Annotated in this window: 20 protein-coding genes; 11 read left to right on the top strand and 9 right to left on the bottom strand. The window is 63.5% G+C overall.

Annotated elements, in window-relative coordinates; genetic code table 11:
- The first annotated feature begins 5 nt into the window (after positions 1-5).
- A complete protein-coding gene (purB, locus tag BXY53_RS00795) occupies positions 6-1,304 on the top strand; it encodes an adenylosuccinate lyase (RefSeq protein ID WP_119060062.1) in 1,299 nt (432 codons plus the stop codon).
- A gap of 143 nt (positions 1,305-1,447) precedes the next feature.
- Here purB and BXY53_RS00790 read toward each other — a convergent pair whose 3' ends face one another.
- Entirely contained in the window at positions 1,448-1,774 is a 327-nt protein-coding gene (locus BXY53_RS00790; RefSeq protein ID WP_119060061.1) for a DUF1476 domain-containing protein, read from the bottom strand.
- Between the two features lie 275 nt (positions 1,775-2,049).
- On the opposite strand from BXY53_RS00790, the gene purC reads away from it, so the two are divergent.
- From purC to BXY53_RS00750, 8 genes are all read left to right on the top strand, one after another.
- Positions 2,050-2,820 carry a phosphoribosylaminoimidazolesuccinocarboxamide synthase gene (gene purC / locus BXY53_RS00785; RefSeq protein WP_119060060.1) on the top strand — a complete coding sequence of 257 codons (771 nt, stop codon included), beginning with the start codon at positions 2,050-2,052 and terminating at the stop codon, positions 2,818-2,820.
- A gap of 41 nt (positions 2,821-2,861) precedes the next feature.
- Positions 2,862-3,107, top strand: coding sequence for a phosphoribosylformylglycinamidine synthase subunit PurS (gene purS, locus BXY53_RS00780; protein ID WP_119061683.1), 246 nt, complete (start codon positions 2,862-2,864; stop codon positions 3,105-3,107).
- Complete coding sequence (purQ, locus tag BXY53_RS00775) at positions 3,104-3,826, top strand: phosphoribosylformylglycinamidine synthase subunit PurQ (RefSeq protein WP_119060059.1); 723 nt, start codon at positions 3,104-3,106, stop codon at positions 3,824-3,826. The genes purS and purQ overlap by 4 nt, the downstream gene beginning before the upstream one ends.
- 23 nt (positions 3,827-3,849) lie before the next feature.
- On the top strand, positions 3,850-4,272 hold the full coding sequence (locus tag BXY53_RS00770) for a hypothetical protein (protein ID WP_119060058.1): 423 nt from the start codon (positions 3,850-3,852) through the stop codon (positions 4,270-4,272).
- Positions 4,273-4,362: 90 nt separating this feature from the next.
- The gene (gene purL, locus BXY53_RS00765; RefSeq protein WP_119060057.1) at positions 4,363-6,579 is read left to right on the top strand and encodes a phosphoribosylformylglycinamidine synthase subunit PurL; all 2,217 of its coding nucleotides are present in this window, start codon (positions 4,363-4,365) and stop codon (positions 6,577-6,579) included.
- 76 nt (positions 6,580-6,655) lie between these two features.
- On the top strand, positions 6,656-6,889 hold the full coding sequence (locus BXY53_RS00760; RefSeq protein WP_119060056.1) for a BolA family protein: 234 nt from the start codon (positions 6,656-6,658) through the stop codon (positions 6,887-6,889).
- 44 nt (positions 6,890-6,933) lie between these two features.
- On the top strand, positions 6,934-7,284 hold the full coding sequence (grxD, locus tag BXY53_RS00755; RefSeq protein ID WP_119060055.1) for a Grx4 family monothiol glutaredoxin: 351 nt from the start codon (positions 6,934-6,936) through the stop codon (positions 7,282-7,284).
- A 55-nt stretch (positions 7,285-7,339) separates the two neighbouring features.
- Entirely contained in the window at positions 7,340-7,945 is a 606-nt protein-coding gene (locus BXY53_RS00750; protein ID WP_119060054.1) for a paraquat-inducible protein A, read from the top strand.
- A 19-nt stretch (positions 7,946-7,964) separates the two neighbouring features.
- Here BXY53_RS00750 and rpsD read toward each other — a convergent pair whose 3' ends face one another.
- The 3 genes from rpsD to BXY53_RS00735 all read right to left on the bottom strand — a co-directional run bounded on the left by rpsD (position 7,965) and on the right by BXY53_RS00735 (position 10,274).
- On the bottom strand, positions 7,965-8,582 hold the full coding sequence (gene rpsD / locus BXY53_RS00745) for a 30S ribosomal protein S4 (protein WP_119060053.1): 618 nt from the start codon (positions 8,580-8,582) through the stop codon (positions 7,965-7,967).
- A gap of 227 nt (positions 8,583-8,809) precedes the next feature.
- Positions 8,810-9,370: a hypothetical protein gene (locus tag BXY53_RS00740; protein WP_147361459.1), complete on the bottom strand. Its 561-nt coding sequence runs from the start codon at positions 9,368-9,370 to the stop codon at positions 8,810-8,812.
- Between the two features lie 76 nt (positions 9,371-9,446).
- Complete coding sequence (locus BXY53_RS00735; RefSeq protein ID WP_119060051.1) at positions 9,447-10,274, bottom strand: RNA methyltransferase; 828 nt, start codon at positions 10,272-10,274, stop codon at positions 9,447-9,449.
- A gap of 123 nt (positions 10,275-10,397) precedes the next feature.
- On the opposite strand from BXY53_RS00735, the gene BXY53_RS00730 reads away from it, so the two are divergent.
- A complete protein-coding gene (locus BXY53_RS00730) occupies positions 10,398-11,615 on the top strand; it encodes an NADP-dependent isocitrate dehydrogenase (protein WP_119060050.1) in 1,218 nt (405 codons plus the stop codon).
- 6 nt (positions 11,616-11,621) lie between these two features.
- Here BXY53_RS00730 and BXY53_RS00725 read toward each other — a convergent pair whose 3' ends face one another.
- The 3 genes from BXY53_RS00725 to BXY53_RS00715 form a co-directional block, all read right to left on the bottom strand.
- Positions 11,622-12,374, bottom strand: coding sequence for a ZIP family metal transporter (locus BXY53_RS00725; protein WP_245410310.1), 753 nt, complete (start codon positions 12,372-12,374; stop codon positions 11,622-11,624).
- Positions 12,375-12,505: 131 nt separating this feature from the next.
- Positions 12,506-13,420 carry an MBL fold metallo-hydrolase gene (locus BXY53_RS00720; RefSeq protein ID WP_119060049.1) on the bottom strand — a complete coding sequence of 305 codons (915 nt, stop codon included), beginning with the start codon at positions 13,418-13,420 and terminating at the stop codon, positions 12,506-12,508.
- A gap of 84 nt (positions 13,421-13,504) precedes the next feature.
- Positions 13,505-14,503: an aldo/keto reductase gene (locus tag BXY53_RS00715; RefSeq protein WP_119060048.1), complete on the bottom strand. Its 999-nt coding sequence runs from the start codon at positions 14,501-14,503 to the stop codon at positions 13,505-13,507.
- Positions 14,504-14,721: 218 nt separating this feature from the next.
- Here BXY53_RS00715 and ftsH point away from each other — a divergent pair, with 218 nt between their 5' ends.
- On the top strand, positions 14,722-16,599 hold the full coding sequence (gene ftsH / locus BXY53_RS00710; protein ID WP_119060047.1) for an ATP-dependent zinc metalloprotease FtsH: 1,878 nt from the start codon (positions 14,722-14,724) through the stop codon (positions 16,597-16,599).
- A 205-nt stretch (positions 16,600-16,804) separates the two neighbouring features.
- On the opposite strand, the gene BXY53_RS00705 is transcribed toward ftsH, so the two are convergent.
- Both BXY53_RS00705 and BXY53_RS00700 read right to left on the bottom strand, forming a co-directional pair.
- Positions 16,805-17,467, bottom strand: coding sequence for an HhH-GDP family DNA glycosylase (locus tag BXY53_RS00705; protein ID WP_119060046.1), 663 nt, complete (start codon positions 17,465-17,467; stop codon positions 16,805-16,807).
- Positions 17,468-17,534: 67 nt separating this feature from the next.
- Complete coding sequence (locus BXY53_RS00700) at positions 17,535-18,308, bottom strand: ZIP family metal transporter (RefSeq protein WP_119060045.1); 774 nt, start codon at positions 18,306-18,308, stop codon at positions 17,535-17,537.
- Positions 18,309-18,345 lie beyond the last annotated feature (37 nt).

The following is an 18,345-nucleotide window of genomic DNA, read 5'->3' as shown; positions in this document are numbered from 1 at the left end:
ATTGAATGATCCCGCGCTATTCCCGCCCCGAGATGGCGGCCCTGTGGTCGCCCGAGACGCGCTATCAGATCTGGCTGGAGATCGAGACCGCCGCCACCGAAGCGATGGCCGAGCTTGGCATCGTGCCGGAAGAGGCGGCGAAGGCCGTGCGCGAGCGCGGCGGCTTCGATGTCGCGCGGATCGACGAGGTGGAGCGCGAGGTGCGCCACGACGTGATCGCGTTCCTCACCAGCCTCGCCGAGCATGTCGGGCCGGAGGCGCGCTTCGTGCATCAGGGGCTGACCTCCTCGGATGTGCTCGACACCTGCCTGGCGGTCCAACTCACCCGCGCGGCGGACCTGCTGCTCGCCGATCTCGACGGGCTGCTCGATGCGCTGCGCCGGCGCGCCTTCGAGCACAAGATGACGCCGTGCATCGGCCGAAGCCACGGCATCCATGCCGAGCCGACCACCTTCGGCCTGAAGATGGCACAGGCCTATGCCGAGTTCTCCCGCGCCCGGACCCGGCTGGAGGCCGCGCGCGCCGATGTGGCGACCTGCGCGATCTCGGGCGCGGTCGGCACCTTCGCCAATATCGACCCGCAGGTGGAGGAGCGCGTCGCGCAGAAGCTGGGCCTGACGCCCGAGCCGATCTCAACGCAAGTGATCCCGCGCGACCGCCACGCGATGTTCTTCGCCACGCTCGGTGTGATCGCCAGCTCGGTCGAGCGGCTGGCCACCGAAATCCGCCACTTGCAGCGCACCGAGGTCGGCGAGGCGGAGGAATATTTCGCCAGCGGCCAGAAAGGCTCATCGGCCATGCCGCACAAGCGCAACCCCGTGCTGACCGAGAACCTGACGGGGCTAGCGCGGGTTGTGCGCGGCTACGTGACGCCGGCGATGGAGGATGTGGCACTGTGGCACGAGCGGGACATCTCCCATTCCTCTGTCGAGCGCATGATCGGCCCGGACGCGACGGTGACGCTCGACTTCGCGCTGACGCGGCTGACCGGCGTGATCGACGGGCTGGTGGTCTATCCCGAGCGGATGCGCCAAAACCTGGAGGCAACGGGCGGGCTGGTCTATTCGCAGCAGGTGCTGCTGGCGCTGACAAAAGCAGGTGCGGCCCGCGATGACGCCTACCGGATGGTGCAGCGCAACGCGATGCGCGCCTGGCACGGCGAGGGCGGTTTCAAGGACAATCTGCTAGCGGATGCGGAGGTGACGGCGGTTCTGCCGCCCGAGATGATCGACGACCTGTTCAGCCTCGATCACCACCTCGCGCATGTGGATACGATTTTCGCCCGCGTTTTCGGCGAGGCGTGAGGCGAACTTCACTCTAGGTCATTGCGAGGCCCAGAGGGCCGAAGCAACCCAGCGTGAAGCGTATCGGGCTGGATTGCTTCGTCGCTTCGCGCCGGCCTTCGGCTCCGCTACGCTCGCAATGACCAATACCCTCGGTGGCCGCGCTACTCGCGCTCGGATTCGATCTGCTGCACGGCCTCATCCAGCAGTTCGACCATCGTGCGCCGGATCTGGTGGTCGGACTGGTCCACGCCCTTCTCGTCGAAGTCCCGGCGGATCTTGCGGAACACGTCTTCGTCGCCCTTCTCCTCGAAATCCGCCTTCACGACTTCCTTGGCGTAGACCTCGGCGTCGTCGCCGGTGATGCCCATCTTCTCCGCGGCCCACAGCCCGAGCAGCTTGTTGCGCCGGGCCATCGCGCGGAACCGCAGCTCCTCGTCATGGGCGAATTTGCGCTCGAATGCCTGCTCGCGATCGTCAAATGAACTCATCCATATCTCCCGATTCAGCCGGTCCGCCGCGGGTGCGGGACGCTTTCCTGATGGTGAGATAACGCGCGGCCGCGCGCAAATCAATTCCGCCAGCGCCGCCCTTCCACGCTTGACAACGGCGTTGTCTTCCCGATCTAGCTAGAGTACGATCCCGCGCAGATTGCTCGCGCGCGTGACGCGCGCCGCGCATGTCACGGGCTTCGATAGGACGGCGCGCCGCCCTCGCAGCGCCGCCATTTGTTTTTCCCGAACGGCACCCAACAAGGATCACGACCATGAACCGCCGCCGCCGCATCTATGAGGGCAAGGCGAAAATCCTCTATGAAGGCCCGGAACCCGGCACGCTGATCCAGCACTTCAAGGACGACGCGACCGCCTTCAACAACCAGAAACACGCGCTGATCGAGGGCAAGGGGGTGCTGAACAACCGCATCTCCGAGTACATGTTCACGAATCTCGAAGCGATCGGCATCCCGACGCATTTCATCCGCCGGCTGAACATGCGCGAGCAGCTTGTGCGCTCGGTCGAGATCGTGCCCGTCGAGGTGGTGGTGCGCAACGTCGCCGCCGGTTCGATCTGCAAGCGCCTTGGGCTGGAGGAAGGCACGCCACTGCCGCGGTCGATCATAGAGTTCTACTACAAGGCGGACGAGCTGAACGACCCGATGGTCACGGAGGAGCACATCACCGCCTTTGGCTGGGCCACGCCGCAGGAGATCGACGACATGATCTCCATGACCCAGCGGGTGAATGACTTCCTGAGCGGCCTGTTCCTCGGCGTCGGCATCCGGTTGGTGGACTTCAAGCTGGAGTTCGGCCGCCAGTACGACAACGACATGGTGCGCCTGATCGTGGCCGATGAGATCAGCCCGGACGGTTGCCGCCTGTGGGACATTCAGAGCCAGGAGAAGCTGGACAAGGACCGCTTCCGCCGCGACCTCGGCGACTTGATCGAGGCCTATCAGGAAGTCGCGCGGCGTCTGGGCATTCTTGTGGAGAACGAGCAGGGCAAGCACCAGGGGCCGATACTCGTCCGGTCGAGTTGAGTACCACGAGCGCAGGTTCACCGCAGGAGGGGCGCATGGCCATGACAGCGCGGATCTGGGTTACGCTGAAGTCCGGCGTGCTCGATCCTCAGGGCAAGGCGATCGCGGGCGCGCTGGACTCACTTGGCTTTTCCGGCGTCGAGGATGTGCGCCAGGGCAAATACCTCGAAGTCAAGCTCGACGCGCCCGACGAAGCGCAGGCCCGCCAGGATGTCGAGCGCATGTGCGAAGAGCTGCTCGCAAACACCGTCATCGAGACCTACCGTTTTGAGCTGGAGCAGGCATGAACGCCAGCGTGATCGTCTTCCCCGGCTCGAACTGTGACCGCGACGTGGCCCGCGCGCTGGAAGCCGCCTCCGGCCGCCCGCCGCGGATGGTCTGGCATGGCGAGACGGAGCTTCCCCCAAGCGATCTGATCGTGCTGCCCGGCGGCTTCTCCTACGGCGATTATCTGCGCGCCGGCGCGATGGCCGCGCATTCGCCGATCATGCGGGCGGTCGTGGAGCGGGCGCGAGACGGCGTGCCGGTGCTCGGCATCTGCAACGGCTTCCAGATCCTGACCGAGACGGGGCTGCTGCCCGGCGCGCTGATGCGCAACGCCTCGCTGAAATTCATCTGCAAGGACGTATATCTGCGCGTCGAGTCCACGGAGACCCTGTACACGCGGCCATATCGTGCCGGGCAGGTCGTCCGTTTCCCTGTGGCGCATCACGACGGCAACTATTTCGCCGACCCCGCCACGCTGCGGATGCTGGAGGGCGAAGGACGCGTCATCTTCCGTTATTGCGATGCGGACGGCAACGTCACGGCCGCCGCGAACCCGAACGGCTCGCAGGACAACATCGCCGGTATTTGCAGCGCAGATGGCCGCGTTCTCGGGCTGATGCCCCACCCTGAGCGGCTGGCTGACCCGGTGCTCGGCGGCACCGATGGCTTCCCCATGTTCCGCGCGCTGGCCGAAACGCTAACAGGCCGGGCTGGCGCGGACCATGCGATTCACGTATAGAGACAACCCTTGAGAGGCGGGCCATGAGCTTTGACGAACAAGTTGACAAGCTGAAAGAAGAACTGCGCACCAACCAGCTCGAGCCCGCTCAGCGTGCCGAGGCTGTCGCCACCCTCGTCAGCAAGTTGCAGAACAAAATAAGCAGCCGCCGGCTGGAATTCGCGCTCAACGAGACGCCGGGCAGCTACAGCCTGACCGTGAAGCACACGGGCACGAAGGAAGACCTGGCGGCGATCACGGTCAACGAGGACGGCAGCATCACCTTCCGTGCAATCGCGACCGATGAGGATGTCATGGACGACGATGATGACGAGGACCTCGGATATTTCCCGGCTTACGTCGAGTATTTCGACGAGGCGGAATTCCTCGAAGACATCCCCGAAGTCCTGAAGTTGGGCGTTGCCGAGTACGAACTGGATCAGGAAGAAGGCGGCGCCGGGGCCTGAGCCCGCGCCGCGGTTTCGTTTTCTCGGCCCGTCTCACAATGAGGCGGGCCGACGTGTTGTGCGCCATTTCAAAGTTGGAACGGTCTGCCGATGACCGCAACCACTTCACAAGAGATCACGCCGGACCTGATCGCCGAGCATGGCCTCAAGCCGGACGAGGCCGAGCGCATGGTCGAAATTCTCGGCCGGCAGCCGACGCCGACAGAACTCGGCATCTTTTCGGTGATGTGGTCCGAGCACTGCTCCTATAAATCCTCGCGCGTCTGGCTCAAGACGCTGCCCACCGAGGGACCGCAGGTTATTCAAGGGCCGGGCGAGAATGCTGGGGTGGTCGACATTGGCGACGGCGATGCGGTCGTCTTCAAGATGGAGAGCCACAACCACCCATCCTTCATCGAGCCGTACCAGGGTGCGGCGACGGGCGTGGGCGGCATCATGCGCGATGTGTTCACGATGGGCGCGCGGCCGGTGGCCAACCTGAACGCATTGCGCTTTGGCGCGCCGGAACACCCGAAGACGCGGCACCTGCTCTCCGGCGTCGTGGAGGGCATTGGCGGTTACGGCAACTGCACCGGCGTCCCGACCGTTGGCGGCGAGGTCAATTTTGACGCGCGCTACAACAACAACATCCTCGTCAATGCGATGTGCGTCGGCACCGCCCGCGCCGACAAGATTTTCTATTCCGCCGCGCGCGGTGCCGGACACTCAGTCGTGTATGTCGGCTCGAAGACCGGGCGCGACGGCATTCACGGCGCGACCATGGCCTCGGCGGAGTTCGACGACGACAGCGCGGAGAAGCGCCCGACCGTTCAGGTCGGCGACCCGTTCACCGAAAAGCTGCTGATCGAGGCCTGCCTCGAATTGATGGAAGGCGACGCGATCATCGCCATTCAGGACATGGGCGCGGCCGGGCTGACGTCCTCTTCCGTCGAAATGGCGGACAAGGGTGGGGTCGGCATCCGGCTCGATCTCGACCGCGTGCCGCAGCGCGAGAGCGGCATGAACGCCTACGAGATGATGCTCTCGGAGAGCCAGGAGCGCATGCTGATGGTGCTGCGTCCCGGCGCAGACGACAAGGCCGAGGCGATCTTCCGCAAATGGGGGCTGGACTTCGCCGTCATCGGCGAAACGACCGAGAGCGGGCGCATCGAGATCTGGCACAAGGGCGCGCAGGAAGCGGACATCCCCGTCCGCGCGCTCAGTGCCGGCGCCCCGGAGTATCAGCGTCCGTGGACGGCGCGCGAGGCCCCGGCCGTAGTCCGCGCGGCGGACGTGCCCGCGCCCGATAGCCTGCTTGGCGCGCTCAAGGCGTTGATGGCGGGTCCGCATCTGTGCTCACGCCGATGGGTGTGGGAGCAGTACGACCACATGGTCATGACCAACACCGTCCAGCGGCCGGGCGGCGACGCGGCGGTCATACGGGTTGGCGACTGGTCGAGCCGCAAGGCCGTGGCGCTCGCCTGCGATGTCACGCCGCGCTATTGTGCCGCCGACCCGGAAACCGGCGGCGCGCAGGCCGTTGCCGAGACATGGCGCAACCTCACCGCCGTAGGTGCTCAGCCGCTGGCGATCACCAATTGCCTGAACTTCGGTAATCCAGAACGGCCCGAGATCATGGGCGAGATCGCCCGATGCGTCACGGGCATGGGCCGGGCGGCGAAGGCGCTCAGCTTCCCGGTCGTGTCGGGCAACGTCTCGCTCTACAACGAGACGAACGGCGTGGCGATTCCGCCGACGCCCGCAATCGGCGGCGTAGGCCTGCTGCCCGATCTGGAGCGCATGGCGACGATCGCCTTGAAACCAGACGACGAGGTGCTGATCCTGCTGGGCGAGACCCGTGGTGCCCTCGGTCAGTCGCTGTATCAGGAGCACGCCACGGGCGCTTATGACGGCGCGCCGCCGCCGGTCGATCTCGATGCCGAACAGCGCGCCGGCGATCTGGTGCGGGGGCTGATCAGTGACGGTACCACCCAAACGGTGCACGATGTCGCGGACGGCGGCGTTCTGGTCGCGGTAGCGGAAATGGCGCTGGCTGGCGGACTCGGCGTGACGCTCGACACGCGCGAACTCGACATTCCCGCCCACGCCTTCTGGTTCGGCGAGGATCAGGCGCGCTATCTCGTGGCGGCGTCCGAAGACGCCGCGCAGAGCATCCGCGCCGAAGCCGAAAGGGCGGGCGTGTCGGCGCAAGCCATCGGCCGGATCGGGGGCGATGCGTTGGCGCTTCCCGGGGAAGCACCTCTCTCACTGACTGAACTGCGCCATCTTCACGAGGGCTGGTTCCCGTCCTATGTGACAAAAGACTGAGCGTCGGGGTCGGACATTCTTATTGGCAGTGCCGCCCTCGATGTGTATGCTCGTCGTCGTCTGAGGGAGATCACACATGCCGATGGAAGCCGCTGAAATCGAAGCGTTGATCAAGGCCAAGCTGCCAGATGCGCAGGTCACGATCCGCGATCTGGCTGGCGATGGGGATCATTATGCGGCGGTGATCGTCTCCGAAGCTTTCCGGGGCAAGACCAAGGTTCAGCAGCATCAGCTCGTCTATGACGCTCTGCAGGGTCAGATGGGCGGGGCGCTGCACGCGCTCGCGCTCCAGACCTCGGCACCGGACTAAGCCCGTCAGTTTACCAAATTCACCGCAAGTCGAAGGACGCAACGATGGACCAGCAGAACGTTCACGACTGGATCAAGGATCAGGTTCAGAGCAACGACGTTGTCCTGTTCATGAAGGGCAACCGCCATTTCCCGCAGTGCGGATTCTCCGCGCAGGTCGTCCGGATGCTCGATTATCTCGGCGTCGACTACAAGGATATCAACGTCCTTGATGACAACGACGTGCGCGAGGGCATCAAGACCTACACCAACTGGCCAACCATTCCGCAGCTCTACGTGAAGGGCGAATTTGTCGGCGGATGTGATATTCTGACCGAGATGTTCCAGGAGGGTGAGCTTCAGCAGCACCTGGAGCAAAAGGATATTGCATTCGAAAAGCGCTCGGCGCCGGCGTAATCGCCCGCGCTGACTCGCGCGGCCGAGGCCGTCCGGGCGCGGGTGCGGGAGGCAGATGGACGATCTCACGACGGACGACAATCGCCCGTCACTCATCGCGCGTCTTTCGCAAGCCGGTCGTTTCCCCTCAAGCCTGGCTGAGGACGCGACCGAGCCAGTCGACCTGCGGTCCCCCGCAGTCCCGGGCGTTTTCCGCATCTTCGCGGTGGGCGTGATGATCATCGGGGCCACCGTGTCACTCGTGCTCGGCCTTACCCTGCCGGTTATCGAACTCACCTATTTCTACGTCTGGTCCGACACGCATTCCTTTGTGTCGATCGTGCGCGCGCTTTATGCCGAGCAGGAGCTGTTCCTTGCCGGTATCCTTGTGGTGTTTTCGATTCTGTTTCCGGTACTCAAGCTGCTTTATCTGCTCGTCGCATATGCGACGATGGCAGCCGACGGGCGGGCGCGGCAGCGCATGTTGAACCGGATGTCCTGGTTGGGAAAGTGGTCGATGCTGGATGTCTTGGTTCTGGCGCTGGTTATCTTTTACGTAAAGGCCAGCGCGCTGACCGAGGCGGCGGCCCTGCCCGGCATCTACTTCTTTTGCGCCGCCGTGCTGATGACCATGATTGCCTACGCGCTTGTGGAGCACAGCCCGGGCCAGCGCCACGAATGACGCAGGCCCGGCACGCCGCTTAGCGGGAATAGAACTCGACCACGAGGTTCGGCTCCATCATCACCGGATAGGGAACATCGCCGAGCTGCGGGATACGCACCAGTTTCGCGGTCATCTTGTTGTGGTCAACGTCGATATAGTCCGGCACGTCACGCTCAGGACTTTCCACCGCTTCAAGCACCAGCCCCATGTCACGGGACTTCTCGCGCACCTCGATAACGTCGCCTTCCTTGCACCGAAAGCTCGGGATCGTGACACGCTGGCCGTTGACCTTGATGTGGCCGTGATTGACGAACTGGCGCGCGGCGAACACGGTCGGCACGAACTTTGCACGGTACACGATCGCGTCCAGACGCCGCTCCAGCAGGCCGATCAGCGCCTCGGAGGTATCGCCTTTCTGCCGCGTGGCTTCCTTGTAGATCGCACGGAACTGTTTCTCGGTGATGTTGCCGTAGTAGCCTTTCAGCTTCTGTTTGGCCCGGAGCTGCTCGCCATAGTCCGACAGCTTGCCGCGGCGGCGCTGGCCGTGCTGGCCGGGGCCATATTCGCGCTTGTTCACCGGACTCTTCGGCCGGCCCCAGATGTTCTCGCCCATACGGCGATCGATCTTGTATTTCGCGCTGATGCGCTTGCTCATCTGCTCTGACTCCCAAAGTCTGAAAAAGAAGGTTTCGACGGATTATGAAACGTTGCCTCCTGGCCCGCGCGGGCGGGTGACAGGCGATCCGACCGGATAAAAAGCGGAAGTCCTCAGGAGATCGCCACGGCAACGCAAAAGGCGGGCGCGCATCGCACCCGCCGTGTCGGTAAATAGACAGCTGCCAATGGTGTTGTCAACACGCGCCGCGCACGGGCACCCAGCGGTTATGACTTTTTGGCCTGCTTGAGATAGTTCTCGATCGCCGCGCGCACCTGCTTCCGGTCTTCCTCGGTGCACTCGTTCTTGCTCTCGTCAGGATCCGAGATGATCTCTGGTTCCTTGGAGCCGTCGCCTTTGTCGACGAACCGGACATTGCCGCTGAGCCACATCACCGTGAACAGGTGCAGCCGGTTGATGAAAAGGAGTTGTTCCTCGGTCCATTTATCCTTGGCGCGCTCCTGCCGCATCATGGTCAGGTAATTCTGGGCCTGGAGTTGCGGCAGATCGCACATCTGGGCGTGCGCGGATAGGCGGGCCACCTTGATGACTCGGCGAGCGTCATCAACAGGAACAACGATTTTCGACAGATCGGACTTGTCGATCTTCATCACCGAGCCGTCCGGACGCTTAATCTCGCTCGGGATGGTGGTCAGCGCGAAACCGGTGATGACGTTGACGGTTTTTTCGCTCAACTCGCCGCCATCCTGGGCGGATGCCGGACCGGCATAAACGCACAACACTGCTGCGGCTACAGCCAAGAATTTCGTCACAATCGAACTCTTCATCATTTGCCCCTGTCTCGCTTTCAAGGCGAGATGCCGCCCGTTCCGTCGGTCTGGCAATAGCACAATCGCGGCGGCACTATGACATTTTCGGGTTATCCCGAGAACCGCCTTCGTGGCGGCGTGTCAACGAAGCAACAATGCCGCGGAGCGTGCGGACCTCCTGGTCGGTGGCTCCCATTCGTTTGAACATATTCCGGATGCTACGCACCATCCGGGGGCGCTTTTCCGGCGGACGCAGAAATCCTGAGGCATCCAGCTCCCGTTCCAACTGCTCGAAAAAGCCGATCAGCTCTTCCTGTGTGGCGGGTTGGGCATCGCCCTGGCGCCACGGTTCGGCGGTCTTCTCGCCGCTTTCCTCGGCGTCCAGCCATGCCTTACGCCACTCATAGGCGATGAGCAAGACGGCTTGAGCCAAATTGATTGAAGCGAAAGCGGCCACGACGGGTGCACTAATGATCGCATCGGCGATGGCGATATCGTCGTTTTCCAGACCCGATCGCTCCTTTCCGAACAGGACACCGCAATTTTGGCGAGCTTTTGTCCGCGTCAGCATTTCGCCCGCCGCGCTCTCGGGACTAAACACGAGCTTGGTCATGTCACGGCGGCGCGCCGTCGTCGCGATGACGTAGTGCAGATCGGCGACGGCGGCTTTCAGGTCGGGAAACACCCTGGCGTTGTCGACGATGCTGAGCGCGTTCGCCGCATAGGACTGCGCCGCTGCATTGGGCCAGCCGTCGCGTGGGGCCACCACGCGCAACTCACCTAGCCCGAAATTGGCCATCGCACGCGCTGCGGCGCCGATATTGTCGCCGAGTTGCGGCTCGACCAGGATGATGGCCGGCGCTGTTGGTGGTCCGTCTAGCCCCTCTGCTGCGGGAGGGTGGCTCACATTGTTGTCGGGCATGTGGGGTGTCTACATAGGCTGTTCCGCCCCCGCAAGGCTTGGCCACAGGGGACGCGCGCATTATGCTGCGGCGCATCGAGTCGCAACACGCTAACCCGAACAGACCTCGCGCAAGGACGGATCATGGAAAAAATCAAGGTCGAAAACCCGGTCGTCGAGCTCGACGGCGATGAAATGACGCGCATCATCTGGCATCTCATCAAGGAGAAGCTGATCCTTCCGTATCTGGATATCGATCTGCGTTATTACGACCTGTCGATCCAGCATCGCGACGAGACTGACGATCAGGTCACCGTCGATGCCGCCAACGCGATCAAGGAGCACGGCGTCGGCGTGAAGTGCGCGACGATTACGCCGGACGAGGCGCGCGTCGAGGAATTCGGCCTGAAAAAGATGTGGCGCTCACCCAACGGGACCATCCGCAACATTATTGGCGGTGTGGTGTTCCGCGAGCCGATCATCTGCCGCAACGTGCCGCGTCTCGTGCCGGGCTGGACCAAACCGATTATTATCGGGCGCCATGCCTTCGGCGACCAGTACCGCGCGACCGACTTTGTCGTGCCCGGCCCCGGCAAGCTCACCATCAAGTTCCAGCCCTCGGACGGCGGCGCCCCGATCGAGCACGAGGTTTTCGACTTCCCCGGCGGCGGCGTGGCGATGTCGATGTACAACCTCGACTCGTCCATCACCGACTTCGCCCGCGCTTGCATGAACTATGCCTATGAGCGCGGTTATCCGCTCTACATGTCCACGAAGAACACGATCCTCAAAGCCTATGACGGGCGCTTCAAGGACATCTTCCAGAAGGTCTACGACGACGAGTTCAAGGACAAGTTCGAGGCCGCGGGCCTGACCTACGAGCACCGGCTGATCGACGACATGGTCGCCGCGGCCCTGAAATGGTCGGGCGGTTACGTCTGGGCTTGCAAGAACTATGACGGTGACGTGCAGTCCGACACCGTGGCCCAAGGCTTCGGCTCGCTCGGCCTGATGACCAGCGTCCTGACGACGCCCGACGGAAAGACGGTGGAGGCCGAGGCCGCGCATGGCACCGTCACACGCCACTACCGGATGCACCAGCAGGGCAAGGAAACCTCGACCAACTCCACCGCCTCGATCTTCGCATGGTCGCGTGGGCTGAAGCATCGCGGCAAGCTCGACGGTAACCAGGCGCTGACCGACTTCGCCGAGAAGCTGGAGGCGACGGTCGTCGAGACGATCGAAAGCGGCTACATGACCAAAGACCTGGCGCTGTTGATCGGCGATGAGCAGGGCTGGCTGTCCACAGAGGGCTTCCTCGACAAGATCGACGAGAACCTGCGGGCGAAGATGGCGGCGTAAGCCGCCTCAGTGCCCCGCGGGCAGTATGAGGAGCTGGAAGGCCAGCATCAGCGTGAAGGCCAGCGTCACCGCCGTGCCGACCGCCCCGCCCGACACCTCCTCCATCGCGTCAGGGATCAGCTCGGCGAACACCATCCAGATCATCGCGCCGGCGGCGATGCCCAGCCCAACGGGCAGGAACGGCTCGAACGCCTGAACGAACAGGAAGGCGGGCACGGCCATCAGCGGCTGCGGCAGGCTGGTAAAGATGCTCCAGCCGGCGGCCTTCCACACCGGCGTGCCGCGCGGCACCAGCACCAGCGAGATCGCCAGCCCTTCCGGCACGTTGTGAAACGCGATCGCCGTGGTGATGAAGATGCCCAGCGCCTCGGTCCCGCCGAAGGAGACGCCGACGCCGATACCCTCCGCGAAGGAATGCGCTGTCATGATGCCCAGGATCAGCAGCGCCTTGCGCGCATCGACGCCGCCGAGATTGGCGACCTCAAGGCCGTCGCCGGACGGGATCAGCCGATTGCTGGCGATGATCGCGCCCAGCCCGATAAGCACGCCGATCAGCGCGCGCTCCGCGTTTAGCGCCACGCCCTCGGCGATCAGACTGTGGCTCGCCGCCAGCATCAGGCCGCCCGCGACCGCGTTGGAATAGCCGAGCAGCGCCCCGCTCACCCGCCGGTAGACCAGGAAGGGCAGCGCGCCCACCCCCGTCATGACGGCGGTGATGAATGCGGCGATCAGAACGGTCCAGACGTTGATTTCAAACAACGGCGGTCCTTCGCGTGTTCAGCCGGTGGGCGCCGGAACGGTGAAAATAGCAACAGTTGAAGCGCGCTCATCTAGCTACGCGGCTGATGAACGCGCTTCAATGATTTTCGTTATCTGGCGCCGACAGCGCCTCAGTCGGTGATCGTCTGGGGATTGTCGCAGACGTCGGATGTGCCGGAGAACTGGTTCAGCGGGATCTTGAGGTAGGACACGCCGTTCGACTCCGGCTTCGGCGTCCGGCCGCCGCGAATGTTGATCTGCAGCGCCTCCAGCATCAGGTGCGGAAGCGGCAGTTCGGCGTCGCGCGCGTTACGGATGCGCACGTAGTCGTCCTCGCTGGGATTGTCGCGCAGGTGGATGTTGTTGCGCTTCGTCTCGCCGATCGTGGTTTCCCATTGCGGCTTGCGCCCGCCGCGGCCGTAGTCGTGGCCGACGAACACGCGCGTCTCATCCGGCAGTTCCAGGAGGCGCTGGATGCTGCGGTAGAGGTCCCGCGCGCTGCCGCCGGGGAAGTCGGCCCGCGAGGTCCCGGAATCCGGCATCATCAGAGTGTCGTGCACGAAGGCCGCATCGCCGACGACGTAGGTGATCGACGCAAGCGTGTGTCCCGGGCTGAACATAACCCGCACGGGCAACGACCCGATCTCGAAGGTGTCGCCGTCCTTGAACAGATGGTCCCACTGCGAGCCGTCAGTCGGGAAGTCATCCGGCAGGTTGTAGATGTCCTTCCAGAGTTTCTGGACCTTGACGACGTGCTCGCCGATGGCCGTCGGCGCGCCGAGCTTGCTCTTCAGGTACTGCGCCGCCGAGAAGTGGTCGGCGTGCGGGTGCGTGTCGAGGATCCAGACGACCTCAAGCCCGGCGTCCTGCACGTATTTGAGGATTTCGTCCGCGTTCGGCGTGCAGACCTGTCCGGCTTTCTCGTCATAGTCCCAGACCGGGTCGATGATCGCCGCCTTCTTCGTGTCCGGGTCAGACACGACATATTGCGCGCTGCCGGTCTTGGGGTCGTAGAAGCCTTTGACCTCCGGTTTCTGCTCCGTCATCCGTGATGCCTCCAAATTTTTGCGAGAGGGTTCCCAAGCTGGCGTTCATAACGCCTGAGAAGCGCCAGCGTTTCAGTGACCAGATCACGCAGCTTTCTGTTCCCGGGTCGGCGGCGCCATGAACTCGGGGCCGACCGGCTGCTTGATGTACCCGTCGAGGACGCGGTCAATGTCGTGGGCGGTTTGCTCGTCGATGTGGAAGTCGGCGATCTCTTCGACCGGGTTGAGCTGGCCCGGACGCCGCGCGCCCCACAGCGCCACACTCACGCCTGGCCGATCCAGCAGCCAGCGCAGCGCCAGATGCAGCACGCGCTTGCCGAAGCGCTCCTTGGCCAACTGGTCAAGCTTCTCTGCTGCGGTCAGGTACTGGATGAAGCGGGGCTGACGGAATTTCGGGTCGGTCTGTCGCAGGTCGTCGCCCTGGAACTCCTGATGCTGCGTCATCTTGCCGGTGAGCAGACCTCGGCACAGCGCGCCGTAGGTCAGCGTGGCGATGTCGTGCTCGCGCGCATAAGGCAGCACGTCGGCCTCGATCCCGCGCTCGAACAGGTTGTAGGGCGGCTGGACGACGTGGAGCGGACACTCAGCGCGGAAACGTTCCATCTGCTCGACCGAGAAGTTGCTGACGCCGACCGCGCGGATTTTCCCGGCGTCATGGATCTCCTTCATCGCCCCGGCGGTCTCCTCGATCGGGACCAGCGGGTCCGGCCAGTGCACGTGATGGATGTCGATCACATCGACGCCGAGCCGCTTCAGGCTATCGTCGACTTCGGCGGTGAGGCGCTCGCTCGTCGCATTGCGGTAGGGCTGGCGACCTTCCCATTCGAGACCGGCTTTGGTGGAGATTACCAGCTTGTCGCGGTCGCTCTGCGCGATCGCCTTGCCAACGATCTGTTCTGACCGGCCCATGCCGTAGACCGGTGCGGTGTCGATGAGATTGATACCCCGGTCAATGGCCGCGTGAATGGTGCGGATCGACTCCTGTTCGTCGGTGCCACCCCACATCCAGCCGCCGATCGCCCAAGTGCCGAGTCCGATGCGGCTGGGTTGCAGGTCCGTTCCGGGAATGCGCGTGGTTTCCATGAAAATTCCCCTTTCTGTTCGACGGGTTGTCGCTGAAGCGCGTTGCGGGATGTCCCTGGCGGCAGGGTTCGCGCGGGGCGGGGTGTTTCCCCGACCCAGTGGACCCCACCTTCCGCGAAAGGTGCGTGTATTGCTGCCAAGGGAAACCCGAGCAGGCCTTTGGGCGTTCCCTAACCACGCTGCCGCGCATTCATTGAGCGATACGGAAAGGCGATTTGATGAGTGATAACGAGGCCGAGGATCAGGATCGCCAGCGCCGCTGGAATATCATTTTCCTTGTCGTCGCAATCATCGGCGTTCTGACGCTTCAGTATCTTTACACGCAGTATCAGACAGTCGCGCAGATCCCCTATTCGCAGTTCGAGCAGTATCTCGACGAGGGGCGGATCAAGAGCGTTGAGGTCGGCGCTGAGACGATTCGCGGTGAGTTCACAAAGCCGGTCGATGGTCAGGAGTATTTTGTCACGCGGCGCGTTTCGGAAGACTTTGCGAGCCAGCTGCGGGACAAGAACGTCACCTATGACGGGACGGTCGAGAACACCTTTCTGGAGCAGATCCTGTCCTGGCTGATCCCCATCGGCATTTTCCTGGCGCTCTGGTATTTCCTGATCCGGCGCCTGGCACGCGGAGGCGGTATGGGCGGCGGGCTGATGCAGATCGGCCAGTCCAAGGCGCGCGTGTATTACGAGGAACAGACGGATACTGATTTTGATGATGTCGCGGGGATCGATGAAGTCGAGGAAGAACTGAAGGAGATCGTTTCCTTCCTCCGCTCACCGGAAGAATACCAGCGCCTCGGCGCGCATGTGCCCAAGGGCGTGCTGCTGGCCGGCCCGCCGGGAACGGGCAAGACGCTGATCGCGCGCGCCGTCGCTGGCGAGGCGAATGTCCCGTTCTTCTATATCAATGGCTCCGAGTTCGTGGAGATGTTTGTCGGCGTGGGCGCGGCCCGGACACGCGATCTGTTCAAGCAGGCCCGCGAGAAAGCGCCCGCGATCATCTTCATCGACGAATTGGACGCGCTCGGCCGCGTGCGCGGCGGTCCCGGCGCCATGCAGGGCGGCGGTCACGACGAGAAGGAGCAGACGCTCAACCAGCTTCTCTCGGAGATGGACGGCTTCGACCCCTCGGAAGGCCTGGTCATCATCGGCGCGACCAACCGGCCGGAAATCCTGGACCCGGCACTGATGCGCGCGGGCCGCTTTGATCGGCGCGTGATCGTCGACCGGCCGGACAAGATCGGACGCGCTGAAATTCTCAAGGTGCACGCCAAGAAGGTGAAGCTCGGCGAGGATGTCGACCTTGAGCAGGTCGCGGAGCTGACGGCGGGCTTTACCGGCGCCGACCTTGAGAACCTGGTGAACGAGGCCGCGCTGCTCGCCACGCGGCGCGACGCGGACGCCGTGGAGATGCGCGACTTCACCAATGCCATCGAGCGCGTGGTCGCCGGTCTGCAGAAAAAGAACCAGGTGCTGTCCGAGGAGGAGCGGCGGCGCGTGGCCTATCACGAACTCGGTCATGCGCTCGTGGGACTATCGCTGCCCGGCACAGACGAGGTGCACAAGGTCTCGATCATCCCGCGCTCGGTCGGCGCGCTCGGCTACACGATCCAGAGGCCCACGGGCGACCGCTACCTGATGACCCGGCAAGAGCTTCTGGACAAGATGTGCGTGCTGCTCGGTGGGCGCGCGGCGGAGCGCATCTTCTTCGAGGACATCTCGACCGGTGCGGCCGACGACCTACAGAAGGTCACGGACATTGCCCGCTCGGTCGTGACGCAGTACGGCATGACCGAGGGGCTTGGCCAGATTACATACGAGAAGCGTCAGGAGTCGGTCGGCGGCCTGCCGATGGCCCAGGAGCAGAAGAACTATTCCGAGGAAACGGCGCGCGAGATCGACACGACAGTGCGCGGACTGGTCGATGAGGCATTCGACCGGACAATGGATATCATCCAGAAGCAGCGCGACAATCTGGACGAGGCGGCGAAGGCGCTTCTGAAACAGGAGACAATGAACGCCGACGAGCTACGCAAGTATTTCGAGCTGCCAAAGGAAGAGACGGAGCGCGAGGAGGCGGAAGCGCAGACGGCCTGAGGGCTGGCGGGCTTTCGATCGATTAGAGCCACGTCAGGCCCGAGCACAGGCAAGTCCGGCAATGACGAGCGCCGGGTTGTTTCAGACCGATCGAAGAGCGCGCTAGAGCCTGTTCAATAAAAACCGGATCGCTGAACAGGCTCTTAATTATTGTTTTATCGCACTTTCTGACGCAAAACCGGTGCCCACTTTTGCAGAAAGTGCTCTAGCCTTGCGCGGCCGCGACCGCGGTGATGTCGTCGTAGGCATCGGCCAGATGCATCCGTACCAGCCCGGCGACGAGGCGCGGGAAGTCCTCGCGGTCGACCATCTCGGCCAGCTTCTCTGGTGTCTCGCCGAGTCCCAGGCGCTTTGCGGCGTTGAGCGAAGCCTTGTCGGCGAACGGATAAAGCTCCGGCCAGGCAAGTTGCGCCTCTCGGAAAAAGATGTTCACGCCGACATCACCAATGCCTTTGAACTCCTTGAGCAGCCGCCGCTCCTTGGACGGGTCGCGTTCCGCTGCCTCGCGCAACCTGCGAAGATCGCCGCCATACTCGGACAGTAGCAGGTCTACGGTGTCGCCCAGCATCCGCGAAGTGCTTTCGTCATAGCGCGCGTAGCCATTGGCGTTGAGCACCTTCACCCGCTCTTCCCAGGTCGTGTCGGCCATTTTCTGCGGCGTGGTCCAGCCCTCGGCGAACAGCGCCTTCAGCGCCTGGGTGGCCGCATCGGCACGGATGCGGGCGCTGTATAGCAGCGAAGCGCATAGCAGCATGAACAGCGGCGATGGCGTGTTCTTTTCGATCTCGATGCCAAGCTCGGCGGCGTAGGTCTGGCCGTATCGGTCGAGCAGTGCTCCCAGCATCTGCTTTTGCGCGTCTCTTGCCATGAACGCACCCCTTAAGCAGCGACTTGACCATGAACTCAAGCACGCCAGATGCGCCCGCGCCTTAACCTCAGGCAAACGCCACGTCGAGAAACATCATCATAACCAGGCCTATGGTCAGACCAAGCGTCGCCTCGTTCTCGAAGCCGTGGCTGTGCGTCTCGGGAATTATCTCGTGGCTGATGACATAAAGCATAGCGCCCGCGGCGAAGGTAAGCGCCCAGGGCAGCAGGAGCTGCGAAACGGTGACGGCATAGGCGCCAGCCAGCCCCGCGACGGGCTCGACCAGCCCCGTCAGCGCGGCGACCGTCACCGCATAGAGCCGGGAGTAGTTGTAGGACAGTAGCGCGACAGCCACGGCCAGCCCTTCGGGCGCGTTCTGCAGACCGATCCCTGTGGCGAGGGTCACACCCTTGGCGATGTCGCCGCTGCCGAAGCCCACCCCGACGGCCAGCCCCTCCGGGAGGTTGTGGATCGTGATCGCGAAGATGAACAGCCAGATTTTTCCAAGCCCTTTCGCCTCCGGCCCCTGATGGCCGAGCTGGAAATGTTCGTGCGGAATCCAGCGGTTCAGGCCGGCCACGAAGGCCACGCCGAGCACCACCCCCACAACCGCAATCCCGGCAGCGACGGCTGCGTAACCGTATTGCTCTTTCGCGATATCAACACCCGGGATAATGAGCGAAAAAAACGATGCGGCCAGCATCACGCCCGCTGCGAAACCGAGGAGCGTGTCATTCAGCCAGCGCGGGACGGTCTTGCCGAACAATACGGGTAGCGCCCCGACCCCGGTGAACAGACCGGCAGCCAGACTGGCGAGAAATCCCATCGTGACGATGTCCATGGTGCCGGCTCCTTGGCTTGGCTAGCGCATGGGCGCA

The organism is Dichotomicrobium thermohalophilum (genome assembly GCF_003550175.1).
GTDB lineage: Bacteria > Pseudomonadota > Alphaproteobacteria > Rhizobiales > Rhodomicrobiaceae > Dichotomicrobium > Dichotomicrobium thermohalophilum.
The sequence above is the reverse complement of the archived record's forward strand: the minus strand, read 5'-3'. Positions and strand labels throughout refer to the sequence as shown.